This is a genomic window from Saccharothrix texasensis, assembly GCF_003752005.1.
Lineage (GTDB): Bacteria > Actinomycetota > Actinomycetes > Mycobacteriales > Pseudonocardiaceae > Actinosynnema > Actinosynnema texasense.
The window spans coordinates 4,669,874-4,694,750 of record NZ_RJKM01000001.1 but is presented as its reverse complement, the minus strand read 5'-3'; the positions used below and the strand labels follow the sequence as shown (position 1 = coordinate 4,694,750).

General features: G+C 73.7%; 23 protein-coding genes. 13 read left to right on the top strand and 10 right to left on the bottom strand.

The window, feature by feature from the left end; translation table 11 throughout:
• Nucleotides 1–57: 57 nt before the first annotated feature.
• Entirely contained in the window at nucleotides 58–987 is a 930-nt protein-coding gene (locus tag EDD40_RS20025; RefSeq protein WP_123744278.1) for an IniB N-terminal domain-containing protein, read from the bottom strand.
• 246 nt (nucleotides 988–1,233) lie between these two features.
• Between EDD40_RS20025 and EDD40_RS20020 the strand changes: the two genes are divergently transcribed.
• Together EDD40_RS20020 and EDD40_RS20015 are read left to right on the top strand one after the other, a co-directional pair.
• Nucleotides 1,234–2,499, top strand: coding sequence for an Hsp70 family protein (locus EDD40_RS20020; protein WP_123744277.1), 1,266 nt, complete (start codon nucleotides 1,234–1,236; stop codon nucleotides 2,497–2,499).
• Nucleotides 2,496–4,892, top strand: coding sequence for a helix-turn-helix transcriptional regulator (locus tag EDD40_RS20015; protein ID WP_211348211.1), 2,397 nt, complete (start codon nucleotides 2,496–2,498; stop codon nucleotides 4,890–4,892). The genes EDD40_RS20020 and EDD40_RS20015 overlap by 4 nt, the downstream gene beginning before the upstream one ends.
• A 9-nt stretch (nucleotides 4,893–4,901) precedes the next feature.
• Here the strand turns inward: EDD40_RS20015 and EDD40_RS20010 are convergent, their stop codons facing one another.
• From EDD40_RS20010 to EDD40_RS20000, 3 genes are all read right to left on the bottom strand, one after another.
• The gene (locus tag EDD40_RS20010; protein ID WP_123744275.1) at nucleotides 4,902–5,387 is read right to left on the bottom strand and encodes a hypothetical protein; all 486 of its coding nucleotides are present in this window, start codon (nucleotides 5,385–5,387) and stop codon (nucleotides 4,902–4,904) included.
• Between the two features lie 166 nt (nucleotides 5,388–5,553).
• Nucleotides 5,554–6,027 (bottom strand): DUF2165 domain-containing protein, encoded by a 474-nt coding sequence (locus EDD40_RS20005; protein WP_236594653.1) that lies wholly within the window; start codon nucleotides 6,025–6,027, stop codon nucleotides 5,554–5,556.
• A gap of 239 nt (nucleotides 6,028–6,266) precedes the next feature.
• Nucleotides 6,267–10,289: an nSTAND1 domain-containing NTPase gene (locus EDD40_RS20000; protein WP_246037743.1), complete on the bottom strand. Its 4,023-nt coding sequence runs from the start codon at nucleotides 10,287–10,289 to the stop codon at nucleotides 6,267–6,269.
• A 329-nt stretch (nucleotides 10,290–10,618) separates the two neighbouring features.
• On the opposite strand from EDD40_RS20000, the gene EDD40_RS41055 reads away from it, so the two are divergent.
• The 7 genes from EDD40_RS41055 to EDD40_RS19975 all read left to right on the top strand — a co-directional run bounded on the left by EDD40_RS41055 (nucleotide 10,619) and on the right by EDD40_RS19975 (nucleotide 15,351).
• Nucleotides 10,619–10,804, top strand: a complete 186-nt coding sequence (locus EDD40_RS41055) for a hypothetical protein (RefSeq protein ID WP_148088843.1) — start codon at nucleotides 10,619–10,621, stop codon at nucleotides 10,802–10,804.
• Between the two features lie 137 nt (nucleotides 10,805–10,941).
• Nucleotides 10,942–12,399: a DNA-3-methyladenine glycosylase 2 family protein gene (locus EDD40_RS19995; RefSeq protein ID WP_123744272.1), complete on the top strand. Its 1,458-nt coding sequence runs from the start codon at nucleotides 10,942–10,944 to the stop codon at nucleotides 12,397–12,399.
• A 14-nt stretch (nucleotides 12,400–12,413) separates the two neighbouring features.
• Nucleotides 12,414–12,902, top strand: a complete 489-nt coding sequence (locus EDD40_RS19990; protein WP_123744271.1) for a methylated-DNA--[protein]-cysteine S-methyltransferase — start codon at nucleotides 12,414–12,416, stop codon at nucleotides 12,900–12,902.
• 198 nt (nucleotides 12,903–13,100) lie between these two features.
• A complete protein-coding gene (locus EDD40_RS19985; protein ID WP_211348210.1) occupies nucleotides 13,101–13,685 on the top strand; it encodes an ArsR/SmtB family transcription factor in 585 nt (194 codons plus the stop codon).
• Nucleotides 13,686–13,687: 2 nt separating this feature from the next.
• Nucleotides 13,688–14,401 carry an SRPBCC family protein gene (locus EDD40_RS19980; RefSeq protein WP_123744269.1) on the top strand — a complete coding sequence of 238 codons (714 nt, stop codon included), beginning with the start codon at nucleotides 13,688–13,690 and terminating at the stop codon, nucleotides 14,399–14,401.
• Entirely contained in the window at nucleotides 14,398–14,538 is a 141-nt protein-coding gene (locus tag EDD40_RS41805; protein ID WP_170185143.1) for a hypothetical protein, read from the top strand. Before EDD40_RS19980 ends, EDD40_RS41805 begins: the two co-directional genes overlap by 4 nt.
• Nucleotides 14,539–14,553: 15 nt before the next feature.
• Nucleotides 14,554–15,351: an alpha/beta fold hydrolase gene (locus EDD40_RS19975; protein WP_123744268.1), complete on the top strand. Its 798-nt coding sequence runs from the start codon at nucleotides 14,554–14,556 to the stop codon at nucleotides 15,349–15,351.
• A 63-nt stretch (nucleotides 15,352–15,414) separates the two neighbouring features.
• On the opposite strand, the gene EDD40_RS19970 is transcribed toward EDD40_RS19975, so the two are convergent.
• Nucleotides 15,415–16,248, bottom strand: a complete 834-nt coding sequence (locus EDD40_RS19970) for an SAM-dependent methyltransferase (protein WP_123744267.1) — start codon at nucleotides 16,246–16,248, stop codon at nucleotides 15,415–15,417.
• A gap of 213 nt (nucleotides 16,249–16,461) precedes the next feature.
• Here EDD40_RS19970 and EDD40_RS19965 point away from each other — a divergent pair, with 213 nt between their 5' ends.
• The 3 genes from EDD40_RS19965 to EDD40_RS19955 all read left to right on the top strand — a co-directional run bounded on the left by EDD40_RS19965 (nucleotide 16,462) and on the right by EDD40_RS19955 (nucleotide 18,001).
• Nucleotides 16,462–17,337: a helix-turn-helix domain-containing protein gene (locus EDD40_RS19965; RefSeq protein WP_123744266.1), complete on the top strand. Its 876-nt coding sequence runs from the start codon at nucleotides 16,462–16,464 to the stop codon at nucleotides 17,335–17,337.
• Nucleotides 17,338–17,466: 129 nt separating this feature from the next.
• A complete protein-coding gene (locus EDD40_RS19960; protein ID WP_123744265.1) occupies nucleotides 17,467–17,706 on the top strand; it encodes a DUF397 domain-containing protein in 240 nt (79 codons plus the stop codon).
• On the top strand, nucleotides 17,690–18,001 hold the full coding sequence (locus tag EDD40_RS19955; protein WP_123744264.1) for a hypothetical protein: 312 nt from the start codon (nucleotides 17,690–17,692) through the stop codon (nucleotides 17,999–18,001). Before EDD40_RS19960 ends, EDD40_RS19955 begins: the two co-directional genes overlap by 17 nt.
• A 234-nt stretch (nucleotides 18,002–18,235) precedes the next feature.
• On the opposite strand, the gene EDD40_RS19950 is transcribed toward EDD40_RS19955, so the two are convergent.
• Nucleotides 18,236–18,844 (bottom strand): TetR/AcrR family transcriptional regulator C-terminal domain-containing protein, encoded by a 609-nt coding sequence (locus tag EDD40_RS19950; RefSeq protein WP_123744263.1) that lies wholly within the window; start codon nucleotides 18,842–18,844, stop codon nucleotides 18,236–18,238.
• Between the two features lie 74 nt (nucleotides 18,845–18,918).
• Here EDD40_RS19950 and EDD40_RS19945 point away from each other — a divergent pair, with 74 nt between their 5' ends.
• Entirely contained in the window at nucleotides 18,919–19,461 is a 543-nt protein-coding gene (locus tag EDD40_RS19945; RefSeq protein ID WP_123744262.1) for a peroxiredoxin-like family protein, read from the top strand.
• Nucleotides 19,462–19,584: 123 nt separating this feature from the next.
• On the opposite strand, the gene EDD40_RS19940 is transcribed toward EDD40_RS19945, so the two are convergent.
• The 4 genes from EDD40_RS19940 to EDD40_RS19925 form a co-directional block, all read right to left on the bottom strand.
• Entirely contained in the window at nucleotides 19,585–20,523 is a 939-nt protein-coding gene (locus EDD40_RS19940; RefSeq protein ID WP_123744261.1) for a hypothetical protein, read from the bottom strand.
• A gap of 169 nt (nucleotides 20,524–20,692) precedes the next feature.
• Nucleotides 20,693–23,473, bottom strand: coding sequence for a helix-turn-helix transcriptional regulator (locus tag EDD40_RS19935; RefSeq protein WP_123744260.1), 2,781 nt, complete (start codon nucleotides 23,471–23,473; stop codon nucleotides 20,693–20,695).
• Nucleotides 23,470–24,099 carry an MBL fold metallo-hydrolase gene (locus tag EDD40_RS19930; protein WP_123744259.1) on the bottom strand — a complete coding sequence of 210 codons (630 nt, stop codon included), beginning with the start codon at nucleotides 24,097–24,099 and terminating at the stop codon, nucleotides 23,470–23,472. Before EDD40_RS19930 ends, EDD40_RS19935 begins: the two co-directional genes overlap by 4 nt.
• Before the next feature lie 25 nt (nucleotides 24,100–24,124).
• Nucleotides 24,125–24,865 (bottom strand): ABC transporter permease, encoded by a 741-nt coding sequence (locus EDD40_RS19925; protein WP_123748155.1) that lies wholly within the window; start codon nucleotides 24,863–24,865, stop codon nucleotides 24,125–24,127.
• Nucleotides 24,866–24,877 lie beyond the last annotated feature (12 nt).

The window sequence follows — 24,877 nt, the reverse complement described above, 5'->3', positions numbered from 1 at the left end:
GAAGAGAGGGCCGGTCCCGCGACTGCGCGGGACCGGCCCCCCGGTGGTGGATCAGCCTCAGAAGAGCAGGTTGTCCAGGTCGAGCGAGTCGACCACCGGCAGGTCGAGGCCGTCGACCGTGCCGGTGACGTTGCTCACGACACCGCCGAGGCCGGCGGTGTCCGCCACGCCCGTGACCGCACCGGTGACGTCGGACAGGGGAGCGGCGCCGTGGGTGTCGAAGTCGGCGGCGCCGGACACGCCGCCCAGGGTGTCGCCCAGGCCGGCGACGTCGCCGAGCCCGACCACGTTGCCGAGGTCGCCGACGGGCAGCGAGCTGGTGAGGCCACCGGTCACGTTGCCGATCACGCCGTTGAGCGTGTCGACGGCGCCGAACGCGGTGCTGGTCAGGCCCTCCGCGCCGGGCAGCGAGCCGGTGACCCCACCGGCGGTGGCGACGGCACCCTCCAGCGTGCCGGTCGCCGTGCCGGTCAGGTCCGAGACCTGACCGGTGGCGGTGTGCAGCGTGCCGTCCAGGGTGTCGGTCACGTCACCCACCGCGGAGAAGTCACCCTCGATCTTCAGCTCCGCCGAAGCGGCCCCGTCCAGCAGGTCCCAGCTCGACACGCCGCCGAAGACCGACAGGCCGTCGGCGTCCGCGCTGAGCGTGCCCGCCACGGCGGCCTTGACGTCGCCGGCGCCGGTGGCACCCGACACCGCGAGCTGGTCCGTGACGGCCTTGAGCTGGAAGATCGCGCCGGCCTGGCCTGCGTCGACCAGGTCGAGCGGCAGGTCCTCGAGCAGCGAGCCGTCGAGGGCGGGCAGGCCCCCGGTCGGCACGTAGTCGAGCACCAGCGGGATGACTTCCTGCACGTCCAGGGCACTGATGTCGCTCAGGCCGGCCCTCGCCAGGGTGCCCTCGGCGTCGGCCTGGAAGTCGGCCAGCGCGGTCGGGTCGCTGAGCAGGTCGAGAACGAAGTCGTGCAGCGTGTTGGGGCTGGAGCCCATGATGGATGTCTCCTGGTCGAGTAGGACGCGGGTAGCCGGCCCGGCAGGGGTGGGGGCCCGGCGTGGTGATCACGGTACGAGCGGGGGGATCACCGGCCATCGGGGATTACTCCCAGTAGATACCGCAACCACTATGGGGTGGTTCTCGTTCACTCCCTAGGGGGTTAGGGGATCGCCTTGTGACCATCTCGTAACCCGTGTAGGTACTGCCGGTAGTTCGTTCAGGTGAGTGGAGGAGGCTCCGAGTTGCCATACGTCCTCGGGGTCGACGTGGGCACCACGCGCACCGCCGCCGCCGTGTGCCGGCTGGGCGGGGCCGGTCGCGGCGAGCCCGAGGTGGTCGGCCTCGGCGGGCCGGGTGGCGGGGTGGCGTCGACGCTGCAGCTCATGCCGGACGGCGCGTTCGCGGTCGGCGAGCCGGGCGACCCGCGGTGGACCGCCACCGGGTTCGGCCGCCGGGTCGGCGACTCGACCCCGGTCGTGCTCGGCGCGGACGGCGTGGTCGAGCGGTTCCCGGCGGAGGAGCTGACCGCGCTCATGGTCATGTGGGTGGCCGACCAGGTGGCCGCCCGCGAAGGCGAACGGCCCGCGCACGTCGTGCTGGCGCACCCGGCCGGCTGGGGCGCCCACGCCAAGGGCCTCGCGCACCGGGCGCTGCGGGCGCTCGGCGTGACGGCGTCGCTGGTGCCCGAGCCCGTCGCGGCCGCCGAGAACCACGCCTACTCCCGGTCGCCGGTCGGAGCGCTCGGCGTGTTCAGCCTCGGCAGCCACGGGTTCGCCGCGGCCGCGGTCGGCCGCGGGTTCGAGCTGCTCGGCGCCGTCGAAGGGGTCGACCAGGCCGCCGGCGTCGACTTCGACGACGTGGTGTTCGGGCACGTGCGGACCTCGCTCGGCCGGGCGCTGGCCGAGCTGGACGCCGACGACCCCCGCACCCGCGGCCTGTTCGCCAGGCTGCGCCGCGACTGCGAGGCGGCCAAGCGGGTGCTGTCGGGCACGGTGGAGACGTCGATCCCGGTGCACCTGCCGTCCGGACCGGTGGACGTGCCGATCACCCGCGCGCAGTTCGAGGACCTGATCCGGCCGGACGTGGAGCAGGCCGTGTCCGCCTTCGCCAGGGTCGCCACCGGCGTGGAGATGACCGTGCTGGTGGGCGGCAGCGCCCGCATCCCGCTGATCGCGGCGTCCGTGCCCGGCCGGGTGGTGCTGGAGGCCGCGCCCGAGACGTCGGTGGTGAAGGGCGCGGCGCTGGCCGCGCGCCGGCTCGTGATCGGGCCCGACGCCGAGCCCGAGCCGACCGACACCTCGGTCATGGTGCGCGACGACGACCCCCTGCTGAGGTTCCCCGTGGGTGGCCTGGAGGCGCCGGACGGGGAGTTCACCGCCCCGCCGCCCCGCCCGCCCGTCGACATCACCCCGCTCGACCTGCCGGAACGGCGCACCGTGAAGCGCGTCGTCCGCGGCCTCGTGCCGACCGGTGGGCGCCGCGCCCGTGACAGCGAGGATGGCCGTTGAGCCCCAGCACGACCGCCCGTCCCGTGTTGCCCCCGCAGGTCGAGCAGGTCCTGGACGCCATCGGCTCCGGGCCGGTGCTCCGGCTGGGCGTCGTCGCGCCCGGCGGGTACGGCAAGACCACCGTGCTGCGGGAGATCAGCCGGGCCTTCGCGGAGGCCGGCGCGTCGGCCTCGGTCGTGGACGACGCGCACCTGCTGCCCGACGCCGAGCTGCTGGCGCTGCGAGCGCTCGTCGAACGGGGGGACGAGAACGTCGTGGTGGCCTACCGCCCGTGGCCGCGGTCGCGCGCGCTGGCGGCGCTGGCCGAGTCCCTGGGGCGGGCGCGGCCGTCGTTGATGCTGGAGCCGTTCACCCGCGAGCAGGTGCGCGCGGTGCTGCCCGCGTCCGCGCGGGGCCTGGTGGACTTCGTGCACCAGCAGACCGGCGGGGTGCCGCGGTTCGTGCGGCGGCTGGCCGGGCTGGGCACGGCGGAGGTGACGCCCGAGGTGGTGGCGTCCTTCCGGGCCGACCTGGACTGGCTGGACGCCGACGTGCGCAAGTACCTGCTGGCCGCCGAGGCGGGCGCGGCGCTGCGGCTGGACCTGCTCGGCGGGCTGCTCGGGGTCGACGCCGACGCGGTCGGCGACGTGATCGAGGCGGGCCGGGCCACCGGCCTGGTCGCGGCCGACGGGACGCTGCTGCCCGTCGCCCGGCTGGCGGTGGCGACGCTGAGCCGGACCGACCGGCGGATCGCCGTCCGGCAGCGGCTGGCCGAGCTGCAGCTCGAGTCCGGCGGTCCGGTGCTCGACCTGGTGCGGCCGCTGGTCGGCGTCGGCGGCGAGGACAACCGGACCGGGATCGCCGGGCCGGGGATGGCGCGGGCGTTCCGGGCGGCGGCCGACGAGGCGCTGGCCGCGGAACCGGCGCTGGCGGCCCGGCTGCTGGCCGCCATCGGCACCGCGGGCGCCGACGTGGCCGTGCGGCGGGCGGTGGCCTCGGCCATGGCGGGTGACCTCGACGCGGCGCTGCGGCTCGCGGACCAGGTGATCTCCGGCGGGGACACCGAGCACCGGGGCGCGGCCGCGGAGGTGGCCGCGATCGCGCTGGCGCACCGGGGGCAGCTGGCCCGCAGCACGGAGCTGCACCGCTGGTCGCCGAGCTCGACGTCGTCGGCGTTCGCGGTGATCGGCCAGGTGGGCACGGGCCGGCTGCCTGCCGCGCCGCTGCCCGTCGCGCCGCCGACCATGCTCGACGGTGGCGCTTCCCTGATGGCGCAAGGCGTGGTGGAGTCGGTGACGTCGTCCGCGACCACCTCGCTGTCCACTTTGGTGCGTGCGGCGGGACTGCTCGAACCGGCCGGCCGCGCCGTGCTGCTGCCGGACACGCCCGCCGCGCTGGCCGCCCTGGTGGCGTTGCACAGCGGTGAGCCGGGCATCGCGGAATCGGTGCTGGACCGGGCGATGGCGACGTCCTCGGGCGGCGCCCTGATGGTCGTGCGGCACCGGCTGCTGCGGGCGTGGATCGCGATGCAGCGCGGCAACCTCGCGCAGGCCAGGGAAGTGCTGGTGGCGCTGCGGAAGGCGGGCCGGCCGCTGGAACCCCGCGACTGGCTGTTCGCGGTGGCGCTGGAGATCGGCGTCGCGCGGCGCAACAGCGACCTGGCGACGTTGAAGCGGACGTGGGAGCAGGCGTGCGAGGCGGTGCTGAGGCACCCGGTGGACCTGTTCACGTTCCTGCCGCTCGGCGAGTTCGCCACCGCCGCCGCGCGGCTGCGCGACCAGCACCGGCTGGTGCCGCACCTCGCCGCCGCGCGGAACCTGTTGCGGGACCTGGGCGATCCGGGCCTGTGGGCCGTGCCGCTGCACTGGAGCGCGCTGCACGCGGCGATCATCGCCGAGGAGACGTCCGTCGCCGAGGAGCACGCCGCGTCGCTGGCCGCGTGCCGGGACCGCAGCCGCTACGCCGGGATCGTGTCGGCGGCGGCGGAGAGCTGGCTCGACGTGGTGGCGGGCAAGGTGGACGCCGACCAGGTCGAGGAGTCCGCGCGCGGCCTGCAGGCGGTCGGCCAGTGGTGGGACGCGGCCAGGCTCGCCGGCCAGGCCGCGATCCGGACGTCGGACCGCCAGGCGATGGTGCGGCTGCTGGACTGCGCGCGCCTGCTCCAGGGCCGCACGGCCGCGACCACGCGCAAGCAGCCCGAGCCGGCCGCGGAGGCGGTCGACGCGGGCAAGCTCAGCGACCGCGAGCGCGAGGTGGCCGAGCTGGTGGTCAACGGGCTGACCTACAAACAGGTCGGCGACCGGCTGTTCATCTCGGCGAAGACGGTCGAGCACCACGTGGCCCGCATCCGGCAGCGGTTGGGCTGCACGAGCCGGGCCGAGCTGCTGGACCAGCTGCGCCAGATCGTCGGCTGACAACCCGTCCTACCTGGGGGTTTCCCTCGCCGGTGCACGATCTTGCTCAGCGGCTTCGCGCTGGTCGACCTGCCGGCCGAGGCGTGGGGTGATGAACATCTTCCAGCCCTTCGGCTTCGGCACCGCGGACCTGCCGGAGCTGCCGGCCGAGGCGTTCCCGGCCGGCCGGATCGCGGAGGTGCCCGTGCTCGCCGGCACCACGCGGCACGAGCACCGGGGGATCGTGGGCGTCTTCCGCGGTCCCGTCACCGCCGAGGACCACCCGCGCCTGCTCGCGGTGGCGTTCGGCGACCGCGCGGCCGAGGTCGGGCGGGAGTACCCGCTGAGCGCGTTCGAGAGCCCGAGCCGGGCGTGGGCGGCGGTGCTGACCGACCGGGTGTGGGCCCGGCCGACGTCGCGGCAGCACGAGCTGCTGTCCGCGCACACGCCGACGTTCGCGTTCGAGTTCGCCGACCCGGCGGCCTCCGAGCACGGCGCGAGCCACAGCACCGACATCGGCTATCACCTCGGGGCGGCACGTGCAGTCGCTCGCGCCGGGCGCGTTCAGGGGCGTGGACTACCGGGCCGAGCACCGGCTGGACTTCTGGGGGAACGAGTAGGGGGACAGCGGACCGGAGGCCGTCAGGAGGGGCGGCCCCCGGTCCGGGGTGGCCGGAGCCGGTCAGTCGCGCCTGCCCGCGTGCAGCAGGATGAGGCCGAGCGCGGCGACCACGAAGTTCTGGAACGCGGCCGACAACCCGTTCCAGTCCTTCGACTGCCACATGAGGAACCACTCGCCGCCGATCGCGATGAAACCGCCGCCGAACAGCAGCGCCTGCATCACCCAGCCCGCGGACGACAGCCGGCGCGCCACCTCCTCGCGGCGGCGCAGCCAGGCGACCAGGCCGGCCAGCAGCACCAGCGCGGTGACCGCCTCCCAGATGATGATCAGCACGTAGGCCGCGGTCACCACGGCCGGACTCGTGATCGCGCGCCACGACGTGTTGGGCGAGCCGAACGTGGTGTCCATCGCGAACACGTGCTGGACGAACGCGTGATTGGTCTCGTAGTCGGTGATGTTCCCGAACGCGACGAGAGCCATGTAGAGCGCGGTGATGCCGGTCAGCGCCGTGACCGCCGCCTTCAGGCTCCCCACCCTGGCAAGTAAACGCATGATCTGTAGAACGTAGTCATGATCGACCGGAAGTCCATGAGCGGTTTTCACCCCCACCGGCCCGCGTCCGGCCCGGACCGGCTCCGACGCCACCTCGAACCGCAGGTCGGCGGGGGTGGTCGGGCACGGGGCGGCGCGCCACCCGGCCGGTCGCGCCCGGATGCGGTCTGGACCACTCGGAGGTTCGGGGTGGCCGAGCGGGGTCAGGGGCCGGGCGGGGGTCAGGGGCAGGGCGGCTCGTAGTCCAGCTGCTGCAGCTGCTCGTCCCACCGCTCCTTGGGCAGCACGCCCTTGGTCCTGAGGCAGATCCGCCCGATCACGTGCTGCAGGTCGAGGTCCCACACCCGGACCGTGCTGTCGGAGCTGGTGGACGCCAGCCGGCGGCCGTCCGGGCTGAACGCGACCTCGCGCAACCCGCCGTCGTGCCCGGTCAGCACCTGCGAGGCGGGGATGGGGCGCTGGAGGTCGTGCACGTCCCACAGCCGGATCGTGCGGTCCTCGCTGCCGCTGGCCAGCGTCCGCCCGTCCGGGCTGAACGCCACCGTCACCGCCGCCTCCACGTGACCGGTCAGCGGCACGCCGATCGGCTTGGCCCGGTTCGGCACGGTCAGGTCCCACAGCCGGATCGTCCGGTCGTCGCCCGCGGTGGCCAGGATCCGGCCGTCGGGGCTGATGTCACCCGCGCGCACCGCGCTGTCGTGCCCGGTCAGCGGCAGGCCGATCGGCTGGGCGGCGGCCGGGTCGGTCACGTTCCACAGCCGCACGGTCTTGTCCGCGCTGGCCGTGACCAGCGTCCTCCCGTCCGGGGTGAACCCGACGTAGTGCACGTACGCGGCGTGGCCGACGAGCGGCAGGCCCAGCCGCTTCGGCCGCTCGCGGTCGCGGATGTCCCACAGCTGCACGGAGTTGTCGTCGAAACCGGTGACCAGGACCTCGCCGTCCGCCCGGAACGCCACCGGCGAGCTGTAGCGGGTGCCCACCTCGATCGGCTCGCCGAGCGGCCGGGGTTCGTGCGGGTCGGCCAGGTCCCACAGCCGCACCGTCTTGTCGCTCACGCTGGCCAGCGTGCGGCCGTCACCGCTCAACGCCAGCGACCACACCCCCGAGCCGTGCGAGAGCACGGCGGTCGACTTCGGCGCGTCCGGGTCGCCGAGGTCCCACACCCGGATCGTCTCGTCCTCGGCCGCCGACACCAGGTGGTGGTCGTCCGGGGTGAAGCGGGGGCCGATGGTGCGCGCCGAGTGCCCGACGAGCACGCCGGGCGGCAGGTCCCACAGCCGCACCGCGGAGTCCTGGCTGCCGGTGGCCAGGGTGCGGCCGTCCGGGCTGAACGACACCGCGTACACGATGCCGTTGCGGCCCGTCAGCGGCCGGCCGAGGGCGATGGGGTGCGCCGGGTCGGTGATGTTCCACAGCCGGGTGGTGCCGTCGGCGCCGGCCGCCGCGAGGACCCGGCCGCTCGGGCTGAACGCCACCGACCACACGCCCTCGGCGTGATCGGTCAGCGGCAGGCCGACCGGTCGCGGCGCCGCCGGGTCCGCCAGGTCGAACAACCGGACGCTGTGGTCCTCGCTGCCGCCCGCCAGCAGGCGGCTGCCCGGGCTGAACGCCAGCGAGTGCACGGTGTTCTCGAACCCGGTGATCGGCTCGCCCACCTGCTTCGGCCCGGCGGGGTCGCGCACGTCGAACACCACCACGGTCCGGTCGTCGCCCCCGGTGGCCAGCAGCGCGCCGTCCGAGCTGACCGCGATCGAGCGCACCTGCCCGGTGTGCCCGCCGAGCGGCTCGCCCAGCCGCCGGGGCCCGGCCGGGTCCGTCACGTCCCACAGCCGCGCCGTGTGGTCGCCGTTGGCGGTGACCAGCGTCCGGGAGTCCGGGGTGAACGCCAGCAGGTAGACGGTGCCGTTCTCGCCGCGCAACGGCTCGCCGAGCGAGCGCGGGCGTTCCGGGTCGGTGACGTCCCACAGCCGCACGGTGGCGTCGTCGCCCGCGGTGGCCAGCGTCCGGCCGTCGGGGCTGAACACCGCCGAGGTGACCCAGCTGCGGTGCCCGGGCAGCGGCGAGCCGAGCTGCTTGGGGTGGTCCCGGTCGCGCAGGTCCCACAGCCGCACGGTCTGGTCGAAGCTCGCACTGGCCAGGAACCTGCTGTCGGGGGAGTACGACGTGAGGTAGACGGGACCGGTGTGCCCGACCAGCGGCACCGCCAGCGGCGTGGCCTGCGTGGCCAGCAGCCGGGTCCGCACGTCCCGGTCGTCGGGCCGCATCCGGTGCGCGACCAGGGTCAGCTGCGCCGACATCGACGGGTCGGACTCCTGCAACCGGTCCGCCTCGGCCACCACCTGCCGGAACACCGCGTCGTCGCGCTGCCGCACGGCCAGCACGGCGGCGGTCGCGGCGATGAGCGCCAGCACGACCACGCACGCCACCGCCGCCCGCCTGCCCCACGCCGCGCGCCTGCGGTACTGCGTGGACACCGCGAGGAAGTCCTGGGCCGTGCCGGTCAGCCCTTCCGGGCCCGCCGCGTCCGCCCAGTGCCGCGCGGTCTCCAACCGCGCGCCCCGGTAGAGCAGCGACGAGTCGCGGTCCTGGCCGGCCCACGTCGCCGCGTCCTCCTCCAGCCGCTGCCGCAGCAGCTGGCCTTCCCGGTCCTGGTCGATCCAGCTGCGCAGCCGCGGCCACGCCTGCAGCAGCGCCTCGTGCGTGATCTCCACCGAGCCCGCGTCGAGGGTGACCAGCCGGGCCCGCGCCAGCACCTCCAGCGCCTCCTCGCCCGCGGCCCGGTCCGAGGCCTGGTCGACCAGCTCGTGCCGGGTGGAGCGGCGGCGGGTGTCCTGGGTGTCCTCGCCGACGCGCACCAACCGCAGCAGCAACGGCCGCGCGGCCTGCTGCGCCTCCGGCGCGAGGTCGGCCCACGCCCGTTCCGCGGTCGCCGCGACCGCGCCCTGGATGCCGCCCGCCGAGCGGTAGCCCGCGATGGTCAGCTTGCCCGCGGCCCGGCGCTGCCAGGTGGCCAGCAGGGCGTGCGACAGCAGCGGCAACGCGCCCGCGTCGTACGCGCCCTGGCCCGCCCGCGCCTGCACCCGCCCGCTGCGCACGCCCAGGTCGCGCAGCATCAGCTCGATCAGCCCCGGCTCCAGTTGCAGGCCCGCCGCCTTCGCGGGCCGCGACACCGCCTCCCGCAGCTCCGCCGACGTCATCGGGCCGAGCACCATCTGCCGGTCCTGCAACGCGTCGGCCAGCTCCGGGAACGCCAGGCAGCGGCCGTAGAAGTCGGCCCGCACGCCGACCAGCACCAGCGCGGGCGGCGTGCCGCCGGGCACCGCGGGCGTGCAGGCCACGTTCAGCGCCTGCACGAACACCTGCACCCGGTTCTCGTCCGAGGACAGCGTGAACGCCTCCTCGAACTGGTCGACCACGACCACCACCCGGTCGCCGCCGTGCCGCGCCGCGTACGCCGCGAACGCCGCCCGGATCTGCCCGGCGAACCGCGGCACACCCATCAGCGCCTGCCCGAGGAACGTGTCCGGGCCGTGCCCGGAGCCCACCGGGTCTTGGTCCATCCCGTCCAGGGAAAGCGCCATGTCCATGATGTCGGCCAATTCCGGGACTTGCCGGACCAATTCTTTCACCGGGTCCGCACCGGGTGTGACGACAACCGCCGGCCACTCCGTCGAACCGGTAATCCCCAATGCTCCGTCGCGAATGGAAGGAATGACCCCGGCACGCACCAGAGATGATTTACCGGCACCCGAGGCGCCGACCAGCATCACGATTCCGCCGGTGTCCGCGGCAGTGCCGAGCCGGGCCACCAGAGCGGCCGTGCTGCGTTCCCGGCCGAAGAACCAACCGGAATCCTCGGGTTGGAACGCGGCCAATCCCCGATAAGGGCACACGCCGATTTCGCCGGAGCTCGGCGGGTCCTCGTCGTCGGCCGCCGAGACCGGGCTGGCCAGCGCCTCCTCCCACAGCGAGCGCCACGCGTCCAGGTCGTACAACCCGGCCACCGGCGGCTGCGGCCGCGACTTCCTGGCCTCACCGATCAAAATTTCAAGCACTACCGAGAGTGCCGAGAACCGGGCGGGCACGTTGCGGCCCCGACGCCAGTCGCTGACCCGTTGCGCGGTCGCCCGGACCGGTCGCCCGCGCTCGTCGAGGCGCCTCGCGCGGCCGACCGACTCGGTCACCTTCTTCAGAGGCGGATCGCCCGCCTCCGCGTAGAGCAGGGCGAACCGCTCCGCGAACACGGCACGGGGACCTGACCCCTGACCGGAACCAGCCATCCGCCGCGTGCCTCCTAGAGGTCCGGCGTCCGGACCGGAAAACCGGGTGTGAGCGCGTGAACTGGTCGTTTGTCGACCGGTGGTGACCTTCTCCGTCCACCCTAACGACTTGCGCTGACAAGCTGACCGGGACGTTCCGGTGACGTCGACAAGTTGTGCGAAGGGACCGGTCAAAGTGGTTTCGCAGGCAACTACCGCGAGTGGCAGCTCGTTCTTCGCTGAGGGGTCCTGGGGGTCTTCTCAGCGATGGGCACCGAACCGACCAGGTCGGTGGAACGGTGCGGCGACCTGCCATGCAGACCGGAGTTGACCCGGTGCGGACCACCCGTCCACCGGTCACGGCCCGTGAGGACCGGGGCATCCCCGGTGAAGCACGGGTCTGCCCGATCCTGAGGACGGTGCTCGACGCGCACGGTCGCGACCGGGCCGAGGTGAGGCTGGACCTCCTGGCCCGGCTCGCCGCCCCGGCGCACAACTAGTCGGTGTCCGGCCGCAGGGCGCCGTCGCCCTCCGGGAGCGCCGCACAGCGCGGTGCGGCGCAACCGGTCCGACGACGTTTTCCGCCATGTCGCATTTCCGCCGGCCACGGGCCCCCGCGTTGACCGATGCTGGTGTCGTGCACGAAGACGCGGAACGGTGTGCCCGAGCCGTGCGGTCGAAAGACGCCCGGTTCGACGGGTGGTTCTTCACCGCGGTCCTGACCACCCGGATCTATTGTCGACCGAGTTGTCCGGTGGCGCCGCCCAAGGTCGGGAACATGCGGTTCTACCCGAGTGCGGCGGCGGCGCAACAAGCGGGATTCCGGGCGTGCAAGAGGTGCCGGCCCGACGCGTCGCCCGGATCGCCGCTGTGGAACCACCGCGCCGACTCGGTGGCGAAGGCGATGCGGCTGATCGCCGACGGCGTGGTGGACCGGGACGGCGTGCCCGGCCTCGCCGTCCGCCTCGGCTACAGCGTGCGGCAGGTCGAACGGCTGCTGCTGGCCGAGCTGGGCGCGGGACCGCTGGCGTTGGCCAGGGCGCAACGCGCGCAGACCGCCCGGCTGCTCATCGAGACGACCGCGCTGCCCATGGCGGAGGTCGCGCTCGCGGCCGGGTTCGCCAGCGTCCGGGCGTTCAACGAGACGGTGCGCGAGGTGTTCGCGCTGTCGCCGACCGACCTGCGCCTGCGCCGCCGTCCCGCGCCGGACACACCGGGCGTGCTGTCGCTGCGGCTGCCGTTCCGCGCGCCGCTGCGACCGGACAACCTGTTCGGCCACCTCGCCGCGACCGGCGTGCCGGGGGTGGAGGAGTGGCGTGACGGCGCCTACCGGCGGACGCTGCGGCTGCCCCGCGGGCACGGCGTGGTGTCGTTGACGCCGCAGGACGACCACGTGGCGTGCAGGCTGGCGTTGAGCGACCTGCGCGACCTGTCGATCGCCATCGCCCGCTGCCGCCGGCTGCTCGACCTCGACGCCGACCCGGTCGCGGTGGACGAGCAGCTGCGCGCCGACCCGCTGCTCGCGCCCCTGGTCGACGCGGCCCCGGGACGGCGCGTGCCGGGCACCGTGGACGCCGCCGAGTTCGCGGTGCGGGCCGTGCTCGGGCAGCAGGTGTCCACGGCCGCCGCCCGCACGCACGCCGGTCGGCTGGTGCGCGCGGCGGGCGAGCCGGTCGCGGACGGCGGGCTGACCCACCTGTTCCCGACGCCGTCGGCGCTGGCGGCGCTGGACCCCGCCGCGCTGGCCATGCCGCAGGCCCGCAAGACCGCGTTCCGCGCGTTGGTGGAGGCGTTGGCCGACGGCTCGCTCGACCTCGGCGTCGGCGCGGACTGGGGCAAGGCGCGGGCCGACCTGCTGGCGCTGCCCGGCTTCGGGCCCTGGACGGTCGAGGTGATCGCGATGCGGGCCCTCGGCGACCCGGACGCGTTCATCCCGACGGACCTGGGCGTCCGCGCCGCCGCCCGGGCCCTCGGCCTGCCCGGCACACCCGCCGCCCTCGTGCGGCGAGCCCAGGCGTGGCGCCCCTGGCGCGCCTACGCCGTCCAGCACCTCTGGGCCACCGGTGACCACGCGGTCAACCGGCTGCCCGCCTGAAAGGACCCCGTCCGATGAGCCACACCACCGTCGACAGCCCCGTCGGACCGCTCACGCTGGTCGCGCACGACGGCGTGCTGTCCGGGCTGTACATGACCGATCAGCGGCACCGGCCGGCGGACGACGCGTTCGGCCCCGAGGACGCCTCCCCGTTCGGCGACGTGATCGTGCAGCTGGCCGAGTACTTCGACGGCGCGCGCACCGCGTTCGACCTGCCGCTGGACCTGATCGGGACGCCGTTCCAGCGGACCGTGTGGCGGGCGCTGGTCGAGATCCCGTACGGCGAGACCGTGACGTACGGGGAGCTGGCGCAGCGGCTGGGCCGGCCGTCGGCCGCGCGGGCGGTCGGCCTGGCCAACGGCCGCAACCCGATCGGCATCGTCGTGCCGTGCCACCGCGTCGTGGGCGCGAACGGCGACCTGACCGGCTACGGCGGCGGCCTGCCGCGCAAGCGCCACCTCCTCACCCACGAACTCGCCAACCAATCCCCCACCCTCTTCTAACCCGAGAGTCCAACCTCCAGGCCTCGAGAGTCCTACGTTCACGCACCCTGAATTCAACGCTCACCACGGAAAGCCCGGTGTCCGAGCGTTGAACTCACGGGTCGTGAACGTAGGACTCGCGCGCTGTGGAGGTTGGACTCTCGGATTGACAAGGTTTTTTGTCTTGACAGGGGAAGTTGTCGGTGGGAGGGTTCTCCCATGCTTGACGTGGCAGTGATCGAGGACCCGGCGACGGCCGAGGTCTCGTTGGACCCGGTGCGGGCGAGGTTGTTGGCCGAGCTGGCCGAGCCGAACTCGGCGACCACGCTGGCGGCCAAGGTCGGCCTGCCCCGGCAGAAGGTCAACTACCACCTGCGCACCCTGGAGCAGCACGGGCTGGTGGAGCTGGCCGAGGAACGCCGCAAGGGCAACATGACCGAACGGGTCATGCGCGCCACCGCCGCGTCCTACGTCATCTCGCCCACGGCGCTCGCCGCCGTCCAGCCCGACCCGGAACGCGCGCCCGACCGCCTGTCGGCCCGCTGGCTCCTGGCCGTCGCCGCACGGCTGGTCCGCGACGTCGGCAACCTCCTCACCGGCGCGGCCAAGGCGGACAAGAAGGTCGCGACCTTCGCGCTGGACGGCGAGATCCGCTTCGCCACCGCCGCCGACCGCGCGGCGTTCGCCGAGGAGCTGGCCTCCGCCGTCACGGCCCTGGTCGCCAAGTACCACGACGAAGCGGCACCTGGCGGACGCGCGCACCGCGTCGTCGTCGCCGTCCACCCCAGCATCCCGAAGGAATGACGATGGGTCACGCGTTCGAAGGCGTCAACGAGGTCGAGCTGGCCGGGGTGACGCCGGAGCAGGTCTGGGAGGCCATCGCCACCGGCCCCGGCCTGGACTCCTGGTTCATGGGCGCCAACGAGGTCGACCCCGGCGCCGCGGTCCGGCAGGTCTGCTTCGGCGGCTACGAGCCGACCCACCGGATCACCGCCTGGGAACCGGGCAGGCACCTGGCCTACGGCGGCGACAAGGCGCCCGACGGCCGGTTCATGGCCTACGAGTTCCTGGTCGAGGCCCGCGACCAGGGCAGCACGGTCCTGCGCATGGTCGCCTCCGGTTTCCTGCCCGGCGACGACTGGGAGGACGAGTTCGAGGCCATGACGGCGGGCGGCGAGATGTTCTGGCAGACCCTCGTCACCTACCTGCGCCACTTCGCCGGCCGCGCCGCCCGGCCGCTCACGGTCGTCGGGCCGCCCATCGCCGACTGGCCCGCCGTGTGGGCGGCCCTGGGTCGCGAGCTCGGCCTCGACGGCGCGCCGAGGACCGGTGACCGCGTCGACCTGGACGGCGGCGTCGTCTACTTCGCCAACGCCCAGACCGTCGGCATCCGCACGGAGCACGCGATGTACCGCTTCTTCCGAGGACTTCCCGGCGCGCTGATCGCCATGCACCACGTGTTCGCCGACGACCACCGCGACGAGCGGACCTGGTCGGCCTGGATGGGGGACCTGGCGTGACGACCCCGCGGCGCGGGGTCGCCCGCGCCGACACCACCGGGCTGCCGGCGAGCGCGTCCGGCACGGTCCTGCTGTGCGGCGGCGCTGTCGCCGGGTGGGCGTCCGCCGTCGCGGCGAAGCCGCGCTCCGAGATCTGAGAGAACGGGCACATCATGGGACAGGTCGTTTCCGAGGACGGCACCGCGATCGCCTTCACGCGCATCGGGTCCGGTCCGGCGTTGATCATCGTGGACGGCGCGCTGTGCCACCGGGCCTTCGGCCCCGCGACGGCGCTGGCCGAGGCGTTGGCCGAGCACTTCACCGTCTACACCTACGACCGGCGCGGCCGGGGCGAGAGCGGCGGCGGCGCCGCGCCGCCCGACGTCGAGCGCGAGGTCGAGGACATCGCCGCGCTGATCGAGGAGGCGGGCGGGTCGGCGCGCCTGTTCGGCATGTCCTCGGGCGGCACGCTGGTCGCCGAGGCCGCGCACCGGGGCGTCGCCGCCGAGCGGATCGCGATCTACGAGTCGCCGATGATCGTGGACGGCACGCGCGCGCCGATGGACGGGGACCTGCCGGCCCGCGTGGCACGGGCGCTCGCGGAGGGACGCCGCGGTGACGCGGTCAAGCTGTTCATGCGGTACGTCGGCACCCCGGGTTTCTTCGTCGCCGTGCTCCAGGTCCTGCCGCCGTGGCGGAAGCTCAAGAGCGTCGCGCACACGTTGCCGAACGACTTCGCGCTGGTCGGCGAGTTCCAGCGGGGCACGCCGCCGCCCGCCGACCGGTGGTCCGGCGCGAAGGCGCCCGCCCTGGTGATCGCCGGCGGGAAGAGCCCGGAGTACCTGCGCAACGCGCAGCGGCACCTGGCGTCGGCCCTGCCGCACGGCGAGCTGACCGTCCTGCCCGGGCAGACCCACATGGTCAAGCCGAAGGCGACGGTCCCGGTCCTGGTGGACTTCTTCACCCGCTGAGGACGCGCGAAACCTGGTGGTGGGCGGGGTTTTCCCCGTCCACCACCGTCGCGCGCGACGGCTTCAGGGCTTGCGCGCCACCGCGCCCGCGATGCAGTAGCTCACCGAGTCGAGCTCCTTGAGCCGCGGCCCGTCCGGCCACCAGTCCGCGCAGATGACCAGTCCCGGCTCGACCAGCTCCAGGCCGTGGAACAGCTCGTGCATCTCGCGCCTGGTGATGAACCGGCCGCTGCCCATCGGCGAGTGCAGGAACGTCTCCTCCATGCGCCGCGCGATGGCGGAGTGCTCCTCGGTCTCCGGGTCGAGGAAGTGCGAGATCGCCACGTACGAGCCGGACGGCAGGGCCTCGATGTACTCGGCCATGATCTCGGCCGACGAGGGCGAGTCGCCGTTGTAGTGGTGCAGCGTGCCCATCTGGAACAGCGCCACCGGCTCGGTGAAGTCGATGTGCTTGCGCACGACCTCGTCGTTGAGGATGTCGCGCGGCTTGAAGATGTCGGCGGCGGAGAAGTGCGTCTGGTCGTTCTCCTCCAGCAGCGCGCGGCCGTGGGCCAGCACCACCGGGTCGTTGTCGACGTAGACGACTCGGGCATCCGGGTTGATCCGCTGGGCCACTTGGTGGGTGTTCTCCGCGGTGGGCAGCCCGGACCCGCAGTCGAGGAACTGGTTGATGCCCGTCTGGCTCGCGACGAACCGGGTGGCGCGGATCAGGAAGCCGCGGTTGTCCACCGCGAGGGTGGCCGCCTCGGGCGCGATCTGCTGCACGCGCCGCAGCACCTCGCGGTCGATCTCGTAGTTGTCCTTGCCGTTGAGGAACGCGTCGTAGACCCTGGCGATGCTGGCCTTGGTGGTGTCGATGTAGACGGGGGCGGCGGCGTCCGAGGACGATCCCGGCATTTGTGTGACCTCGCATTACGGGGATGGGAGTGATGTTGTGTGCACCGCGTCACAGTCCGGTCAGCGTAAGGGTATGGGCCCGACGCGTGAGTGAGCCTCGTGCATCTGACCGGGCAAGATCATGGGTGTACGTTCAGTGACGATGCGAGTCGGCCCTCCTCGGGCGCAACCGCTGTTCGGGTGGGACGGTCACGACGGGCGGGAGGAACGGCGATGGCGACTGGCGAGTCCACGCCGGAGCGGGAGAGCGGGCCGACCGCGCTGCGCATCGTGCTCGGCGCCCAGCTGCGCCGGCTGCGCGAAGCCGCGGAGATCAGCCGGGCGGACGCGGGCTACGCCATCCGCGGCTCCGAGTCGAAGATCAGCCGGATGGAGCTCGGGCGCGTCGGCCTGAAGGAACGCGACGTGAACGACCTGCTGACCATGTACGGGGTGAACGACCCGGACGAGCGGGCGAAGTTCCTCGACATGGTCCGCCGGTCCAACTCCCCGGGCTGGTGGCACCGCTTCACCGACCTGATGCCCGACTGGTTCCACGACTACGTGGGCCTGGAGGAGGCGGCGGCGCGGATCCTGATCTACGAGACCCAGTTCGTGCCCGGCCTGCTGCAGACCGAGGCTTACGCGACGGCCATCGCGAGCCACGGCAGACCGGAGCTGGTGACGCCGGAGGTGCGGCGGCGGGTGTCGCTGCGGATGCAGCGGCAGCGCATCCTGGCCCGGCCGGGCGCCCCGAGGGTGTGGGCCGTGGTCGACGAGTCGGTGCTCTACCGGGCGATCGGCGGGCGCGAAGTCCTGATCAACCAGCTCGACCACTTGCTCAGCGTGACCAAGGACGGGCCCGTCACCCTGCAGATCGTGCCGTTCCCGTGGGCCGGTTACGCGGCGAAGGGCCCCTTCGCGATGCTCCGGTTCGGCGAGCCCGACCTGCCGGACATCGTGTACCTCGAACACCTCGCCGGTGCCCTCTACCTGGACAAACTCGAAGAGCTGGAGATCTACAGCCGGGTCTTCGACCGGCTCACGGTGGACGCCGAGACACCGGACCGGAGCCGGCAGATGCTCGCAAAACGGCGGGCTGAGCTGTAGCTGTCGTCCGACCGGGTGGGATTCACGCTCCGCATCTGCACGTGCATTTACCCGTGCACCGGCCGGTGCTACCGTCCGTGCACAACCGGATGCACGTGCAGATGCATCTCTGGCTTGGAAGGTGAGTCGATGGCCACCATGGTTCACAACGGCATGTCCGCGGCCGACCTGACCGGGGTCACGTGGACCAAGAGCTCCTACAGCGACGCGATCGGCAACTGCGTGGAGTTCGCGGTGACCGACGGCGGCGAGATCGCGATGCGCAACTCCCGGTTCCCCGAAGGCCCCGCCCTCGTCTACACGCGAGCGGAGATGGCCGCCTTCCTGGCCGGGGCCCGGGACGGGGAGTTCGATGACCTCGTCGACTGACCTCCCCTCGCGGACGACGTTCCAGCTCCGCGAGTTGATCGCCCGCGGGTTCCAGTTCCTCCACCCGCGCGACGCCCGGGGAGAGCTGGCGGCGGTGGTGGGCGTGCGCGCGCACGACGCGGTGATCGACGTGGTGCGCCTGCACAACGAGGACGACGCGGTGGCGATGCGGATGCCCGCCGACGAGGTGAACGTCCTGTCGCCCAGCCGCTTCTCGTGGCGCCGTCGCGGCCCCGCCACGCACGTGCTCGAAGAACTGCTCGACCTGCCCGACGAGGACGAGCTGACCGCGTGAAGACTTCCCGTCCACATCCGCGGTGGTGGACGGGACGAGAGGGGAGAGCCCTCTCACCGGCGAACCTGACCTGGAGACGCAGCGGGAGTCGACTCCGCGCCGGAAAGAGGCGTCGACACCACGCTCGGAGCGCAACTCCGTGTTCGTCGCGTTCGATGCGGAGGCCGAGGTCGGCTTCGGCCTCCGCACCGGCCACCACATCCGGTGCGGCGGCGGGTCGGGGGTGGCGGCAGGTCAGGGGCGGCGCAGACCGCTCAGCACCACGTCCAGGCCGCGCCGGAACTCGATCTCCGGCGGGATCGTCCGCGCGGTGGCGGCGGTGTCGGCCAGCAGCGGGAAGTGCTCGCCCATCGCGGCCAACGCCTCGGTGCCCATGCCCGACAGCGGGCTGCGGTGTTCGGTCTCGGTCGCGCCGATGAGGTAGCTCAGCAGCGCGCGCAAGGCGAAGACCCGCTGCTCCCCGGTGAACCCGGCCCGGGTCAGCACCTCCAGCACGGCTTCCGCCCAGCGCAACAGGCTCGGGCAGCGGTGCCGGTGCGCCATGGTGAGCGGCACCGCGTTGGGGTGCGCGGCGATCGCGACCCGGACCCGTTCGACCAGGACGGCGATCTGCTTGTCCCACAGCGCCTTCGGCGGCACGGTGTCCACTCCGGACACGACCTGCTCGACCGCGAGGGCTTCCAGCTCGTCCCGGTCGGCGACGTACCGGTACAGCGACATCGTGCCCATGCCCAGCTCGGCGGCCACGGCGCGCATCGACAGCGCCGCCAGCCCGTCCCGGTCGAGGACGGCGAGCGTGGCGGCGGCGAGCGCGGAGCTGGTCAGCGACTTCGGACGTGGCATGGCCTTGACAGCGTACAAGTTACGCGCATAACTTGGGTAAGCGTACAGCGCACGCTCACGTTGAGGGGGATGCCGTGAAGGTCAGCGCACGTGAGTGGGAAGCCGTGCTCGGTGGCACGGTGCGGGTGCCCGACCCGCACACCCTGGTCCACCTGCAGTTCCGCCGCTTCGCCGGCTGCCCGGTGTGCAACCTGCACCTGCGGTCCGTCGTGCGGCGGCACGACGAGATCACCGCGCGCGGCGTCACCGAGGTCGTGGTCTTCCACTCCTCGGCGGCCGAGTTGCGCCCGCACGCCGTCGACCTGCCGTTCGCGGTGGTCGGCGACCCGGAGAAGCGGCTGTACGTGGAGTTCGGCGTCGAGTCCGCGCCGCGCTCGGTGCTCGACCCGCGCGCGTGGGGCGCGATCGTGCGCGGCGTGGTGCGCGACCTCGGCCCGGTGCTGCGCGGCCGGCGCCCGCTGCCCGAGCCGGAAGGCGGACGGCTCGGCCTGCCCGCCGACTTCCTCATCGCGCCGGACGGCACGGTGGTCGCGGAGAAGCGTGGACAACACGCCTACGACCAGTGGTCGGTGGACGAACTGCTCGCCCATGCACAGGTTCTGACCAGCAAGGACTGAGTTGTCCACAGGGTTGTCCCCAGCTGTGGACGGCTCGAACAGGCGTTCGACAACGTGCAGTGCACGGAGTGCGCGGCAAGACCCCGCCTCTGGCGAGGCGGGGTCTTGCGGTGCGCAGGTCGGTCAGCCGACCGGCGGGGACATCACGAACCAGTTGAAGCCCTCCACCATCTGGCGGGTCTTGGTGCTGACGTAGCGCGGGCCGGTCAGCTCCCACCGCACCACGTTCCGGTAGGTGCCGGGCAGCAGGCTCTCGTCGGCCGGCGTGTTCGCGTCGTCCTTGGCCGCGATGTGCTCCACGATCGTCTTGCGCTCCAGCGTCACGTCGAGCGACTCGTAGGCGGACTGGGTGTAGAGGTAGTCGTCCTGGCCGTGGTCCAGGGCGCGGCCCGGGTCGGCCAGCTTGAGCTGCACGGTGTTCCCGTCGAACGAGCCCTTCGCCGACACGACGGTGACGATGTGCCCGCCGGTGCGCTCCAGGCTCCCGGCGCGGGGGCCGGGGGCGTAGCGGCCGTAGACCAGCTGCACCGGGCCCTGGTTGAGCCGCTTGGCCAGCGTGCCCGACCAGTCGTCGGTGGTGTGCGTGCTCGCCCAGTCCGTCGCGGTGGCCCAGCCGGCGTTGCGGGCGGGCTGCGTGGCGATGTTCCACGCGGTCCGCAGGTTGGTCATGTTGGTGCCGCCGTCGTACTTCGCGTCCACCCCGATCCGCCAGATCGAGTTGCCGACGACGGTGTAGTCGGCCGGGTCCTTCGGGTCGAGGGCGCCGACCTTGGTGCTCAGCCAGCCGACCGGGGCCTTCTTCTCGTGGCCCCAGAAGTGCAGGACGTTGTACAGCGACGCCGGGCCGCAGTGGGCGTTGCCGTTGCCCTCGAGGCCGGCGCGGAACTGGTCGACGTCGCTGACCCCGCACTGCTTGACGTCGAAGTCGGCGCCGGCCAGGTCGCTGACCTTGACGCACGGCGGCGGCGTGCCGAGCACCGGGTCCGCCGCGGCGAGACCGGGCAGGGCGAGGGCGCTGACGGCGGTGGTGGCGAGAGCGGCGAGAAGAGCGTTGCGCAACATGGGTTCCTACCTCCTGTGGAGGGGGCCGCCTCCCTGCGGCCCCTTCGGTAGGACAAGCTTGACCTGCGGGAACGTCGAAGGCATGAGGGTCGATCCCTCATCTCGCCGGCCGGGGAAGTTGGGTGTATCCGGCACACCCCCACCCGACTCCTCCTCCTAATCGGCTTCCTCAGGCGAGCACGCGGGCCAGGTCGCGCCGCCCGCTGATGCCGAGCTTGGTGTAGATCCGGCCGAGGTGGTTCTCCACCGTCTTGGGCGTCACGAACAGCTCTTGGGCGATCTCCCGGTTGCCCCGGCCGGTGGCGGCGAGGTCCGCGACCCGGCGTTCGCTGGCGGTCAACGCCTCCGCGCCCGCGAGCGGGGAGCGCCGAGGTCGGTCGCCCAGCGCTTCCAGCGCCTCCGAGGCCCGCGCCCGGATCACGGGTGAGCCGCACTCCGCGGCCAGGTCCACCGCCCGGTGCAGCGGTTCCCGCGCGTCCACGCGCCGCCGCGCCACCCGCAGCGCCTCGCCCAGGTCGACCAGCGACCGGGCCAGGTACAGCCTGGCCGGCGAGTGTTCGAGCACCCGCACCGACTCGGTCAGCAGCTCCACCCGCCGCGCCTGGTCGACGTGGGCCAGCAGCCGCAGCGCCGCGCCGACCTCCGTCGGGGCGGCCCACTTCCCGGCGAGCGCCACCTGCTCCTCGGCCAGCGCCAGCGCCTCGGCCTCGTCGCCGAGCAGCATCGCCGCCCGCGCCGCCGGGTTGCGCCACGGGATGGTCGGCGGGTCGAGCTCCGCGGCCAGCATGGCGTCGCGCTGCCGGTGCGCCTCGGCCCGCGCCCGCCGGGGGTCGCCCTGCGCCAGGGCCAGCAGCGCCCGCGGCTCGTGCAGCCAGATGGTCGGCATGATCTGCGGCGACTCGGTGTGCTCGGCGTCGAACCGCGCCAGCGTGGCCGCCGCCCCGGCCAGGTCGCCGCGCTCCAGGGCGGCGTAGGCCAGGAAGTGCGTGGCCGTCGCCCGCGCCGCCACCACCTGCGGCGCCGGGTCCTCCTCCGCCACGGCGGCCAGCACGCCCTCGGACTCGGCGGCCACCTCGCGCATCGAGCCCGTCCGCCAGTTCAGGAACCCGGCGGCGTTGCCGACCATGGCGAACTCGACCGGCGACCCGTGCGCCCGCACCCGCAGCCGGGCCCGGTCGATCTCCCGCCTGCCCTCCTCCACGCCGTCCGCGGCCATCAACGCGATCAGCGCCACCAGCCACGCCACCATGGCGTCGGTGCTGCCGGTGGCGTCGTCGAAGTACGCGCCGTGCGACAACGCGCGCAACGCGATGGCGGCGACCTCGGTCGAGGGCCACACCTCGTAGCGGCCGGTCTGCGCGAGCAGGCCGAGCAGCGTGCGCTCGTCCGGGGTGCGGCCGGCCAGCGAGGCGTGCCCCCTCAGGTGGTCGGACGCCGCCTGGCGGTGCCGGGGCGAGAACGACCGCGCGACCGCCAACCTGGCCTCCAGGTGCAGCCGTCCCGCGTCGGGGGCGCGGGCCGCGATGGCGTCGGTCAGCTCGGCGATCGCCGCGTCCGGCCCTTCCACGGCGGCGGTCGCGGACGCGGCGGCGGCCAGCAGTTCCGCGTCCGGCACCTCGGCGGCGGCGATCCGCAGCTCGTGGCGCGCCTCGGCGGCCTCGCCTCCGCGCAGCAGCGCCCGGCCCAGCTCGGCGCGCAGGGCCGGGTCGTCCGGCCGTTCGTCCACCGCGCGCCTGAGGTGCGCCGCCGCGGTGCGCGGATCACCCGCCGAGAGCAGCGCGCCGGCCGCCGCCCGCAGCACGTCCACGGCCTGCGGCAGGCTGCCCCTCGGCGCGTGCGCGAGGTGCGCGGCGATCCGGTCCGCCGGCGCCTTGGCCTCCCACAGCCGGCCGGCCGCGCGGGCGTGCAGCGCGGCGCGGGCCACCGGGCCCAGGTCCGCCAGCACGGCCTCGCGCACCACCGGGTGCGCGAACTGGAGCTGCTCACCGGTCAGCACGTGCGCCGAGACCAGCGCGTCGACGGCGGGTCGCAGCCGGTCGTCGTCCAGGTCGGCGACCTGGCCGGCCAGCCACGGGTCGCCGGCGGTGCCGAGCACGGCGGCGGCGCCCGCCAACCGGACCGCGTCGGCGGGCAACCGGCCGAGCGCGGCGCGGAACACGGGGCTGGGGCCGAGCCGGGCGACCCGGTCCGCCGTGTCCGGGTCGTCCAGCGGCAGCGCCAGCGCGTCCAGCTCGTCCACCAGGACCCCGGTCAGCAGCGGGTTCCCCGCGCCCGCCGCGTGCAGCGCGGCCACCACCGCGGGGTGCGGGCGCACCCCGCGCGCCGTGACCAGCTCGGCCAGCGCCGCGGGCGTGAGCGGGCGCGGCACCAGCCGCTCGGCCTGCCGCGACACGCTCAGCTGCGCCAGCGGACCCGTGCTGTCGGCCACCGGCCGGGTGGCGACGACCAGCGCGATCGGCAGGTCCGCGATCCGCCGCGACAGGTAGGCCAGGAACCGCGCCGAGGACAGGTCCGCCCACTGCGCGTCGTCGACCGTGATCAGCAGCGGCCGGGTGGCGGACAGGTCCACCGCCACCCACCACAGCGCGTGCAGCGTGCGGGCCAGCTCCGCCTCGCTCGGGTCGGCCGCCGCGCCGTCGAGCGCCCGCAGCGCGGCGCCGGACGGCCCGGCCAGGATCTTCTCCCGCACCTCGCCCCGGTACCGCGACACCGACCGCTCCACGAGCTGCCGCACGACACCCCAGGCCATCGCGCTCTCCAGCACGTCGCCGACCGCCTGCAACCGGCCGAAACCGCGCTGCTTGGCCAACGCCCTGGTGTCCTGCACCAGCCGGGTCTTGCCGATGCCCGCGCGGCCCTCGACGACCACGACCCGGCCCTCGCCCGCCACCGCGGAGTCCAGCGCCGCCGTGATGCGCGCCAGCTCGCGGTCCCGCTCCAGCGTGCTCATCCGACGAGGCGCAGCAGGCGGTCCGGGTCGCGCAGCGGGCGGCCGTGGCCGAACAGCACGAGCTTCGGCCGCAGCTCCGCGAGCCGGCGCATGGAGGCCCGGTTGCGCTCGTCGTCGAAGGTCAGGATCTTGGGCGGCGCGCTGGGACGCAGCACGTTGAAGAACACGTCGCCGCAGATCAGCACGCCGTCGTGGTCGCGCCACAGGGCGATGTGGCCGGGCGAGTGGCCGGGCACGTCCAGCACGGTGAACCCGGCGACCTCGTCGCCCTCGCCCAGCCCCCGGGCGACCGGGTGCGGCGAGGGCATCTTCATCCGCGACAGCAGGGAGCCGGCGAGACCGGGCGAGGGCACCGGGGTGGCGGTGGTGATCGCCTCCACGTCCTTCGCGCCGGCCCACAGCGGCACGTCGTACCGCTCGCACACCGCGTGGCTGGAGCCGAAGTGGTCCGGGTGCGCGTGCGTCACCACGTGCGCGGCGATGGCGCGGCCGTCGAGCTGGCGGGTGATCCGCTTGCGGGCCGACGGCGTGCCCGCGTCCACCAGCACGTCCTCCACCAGGTAGGCGTTGACCATGTGTGGAGGACGGCCGAGCAGCTGGTGGACTCCCGGAGCCAGTGGTCGCACCGGGTGATCTTAGCGTCCGCGCAGCTCAGCGGGAGGGGTCTCGGTCGAACAGGACCCGCGACCTGGCGTAGCCGACGGCGCTGAGCACGAGGCACCAGCCGACCGCCCAGTACCCGCTGTCGCCGACCGGCGTGCCGACCAGCAGCCCGCGCAGGGTGTCGGTGATCGGCGTGAACGGCTGGTGCCCGGCGAACCACACGAGCCCGCTCGACATCGAGTCGGTCGGCACGAACGCGCTGCTGACGAACGGCAGGAACTGCAGCGGCAGCGCGGAGCTGTTGGCGCCGGCGACCGTCTTCGCGCCCATGCCGAAGGCGATGCCCAGCCACGTGAACGCGAACGCGATGAGCAGCAGCAGCCCGGCCGCGGCGAGCCAGTCGGCGGGGCCGGCCGACGGGCGGAACCCGTTGAGCAGCGCCACGCCGATCACCAGCGCCAGGGTGAGCGCGGTGTTGAGCAGGCTGCTCAGCGCCTGCCCGGTCAGCACCGAGTAGCGGGAGATCGCCATGGTGCGGAACCGGGCGATGATGCCCTCGCCCATGTCCGTGTTGATGTTCACCGAGGTCCACGCGGCCCCGGCGCCGACGGCCATCACCAGGATGCCGGGCACCAGGTAGTCCACGTAGGACGCGCCGCCGGGGATCGTGGTGTCGAGCGAGCCGCCGAACACGTGCACGAACAGCAGCATCATCAGCACCGGCATGCCGATCGTGCCGATGGACATCATCGGGAAGCGCTGCATGTGCCGCAGGTTGCGGCGCAGCATGGTCGTCGTGTC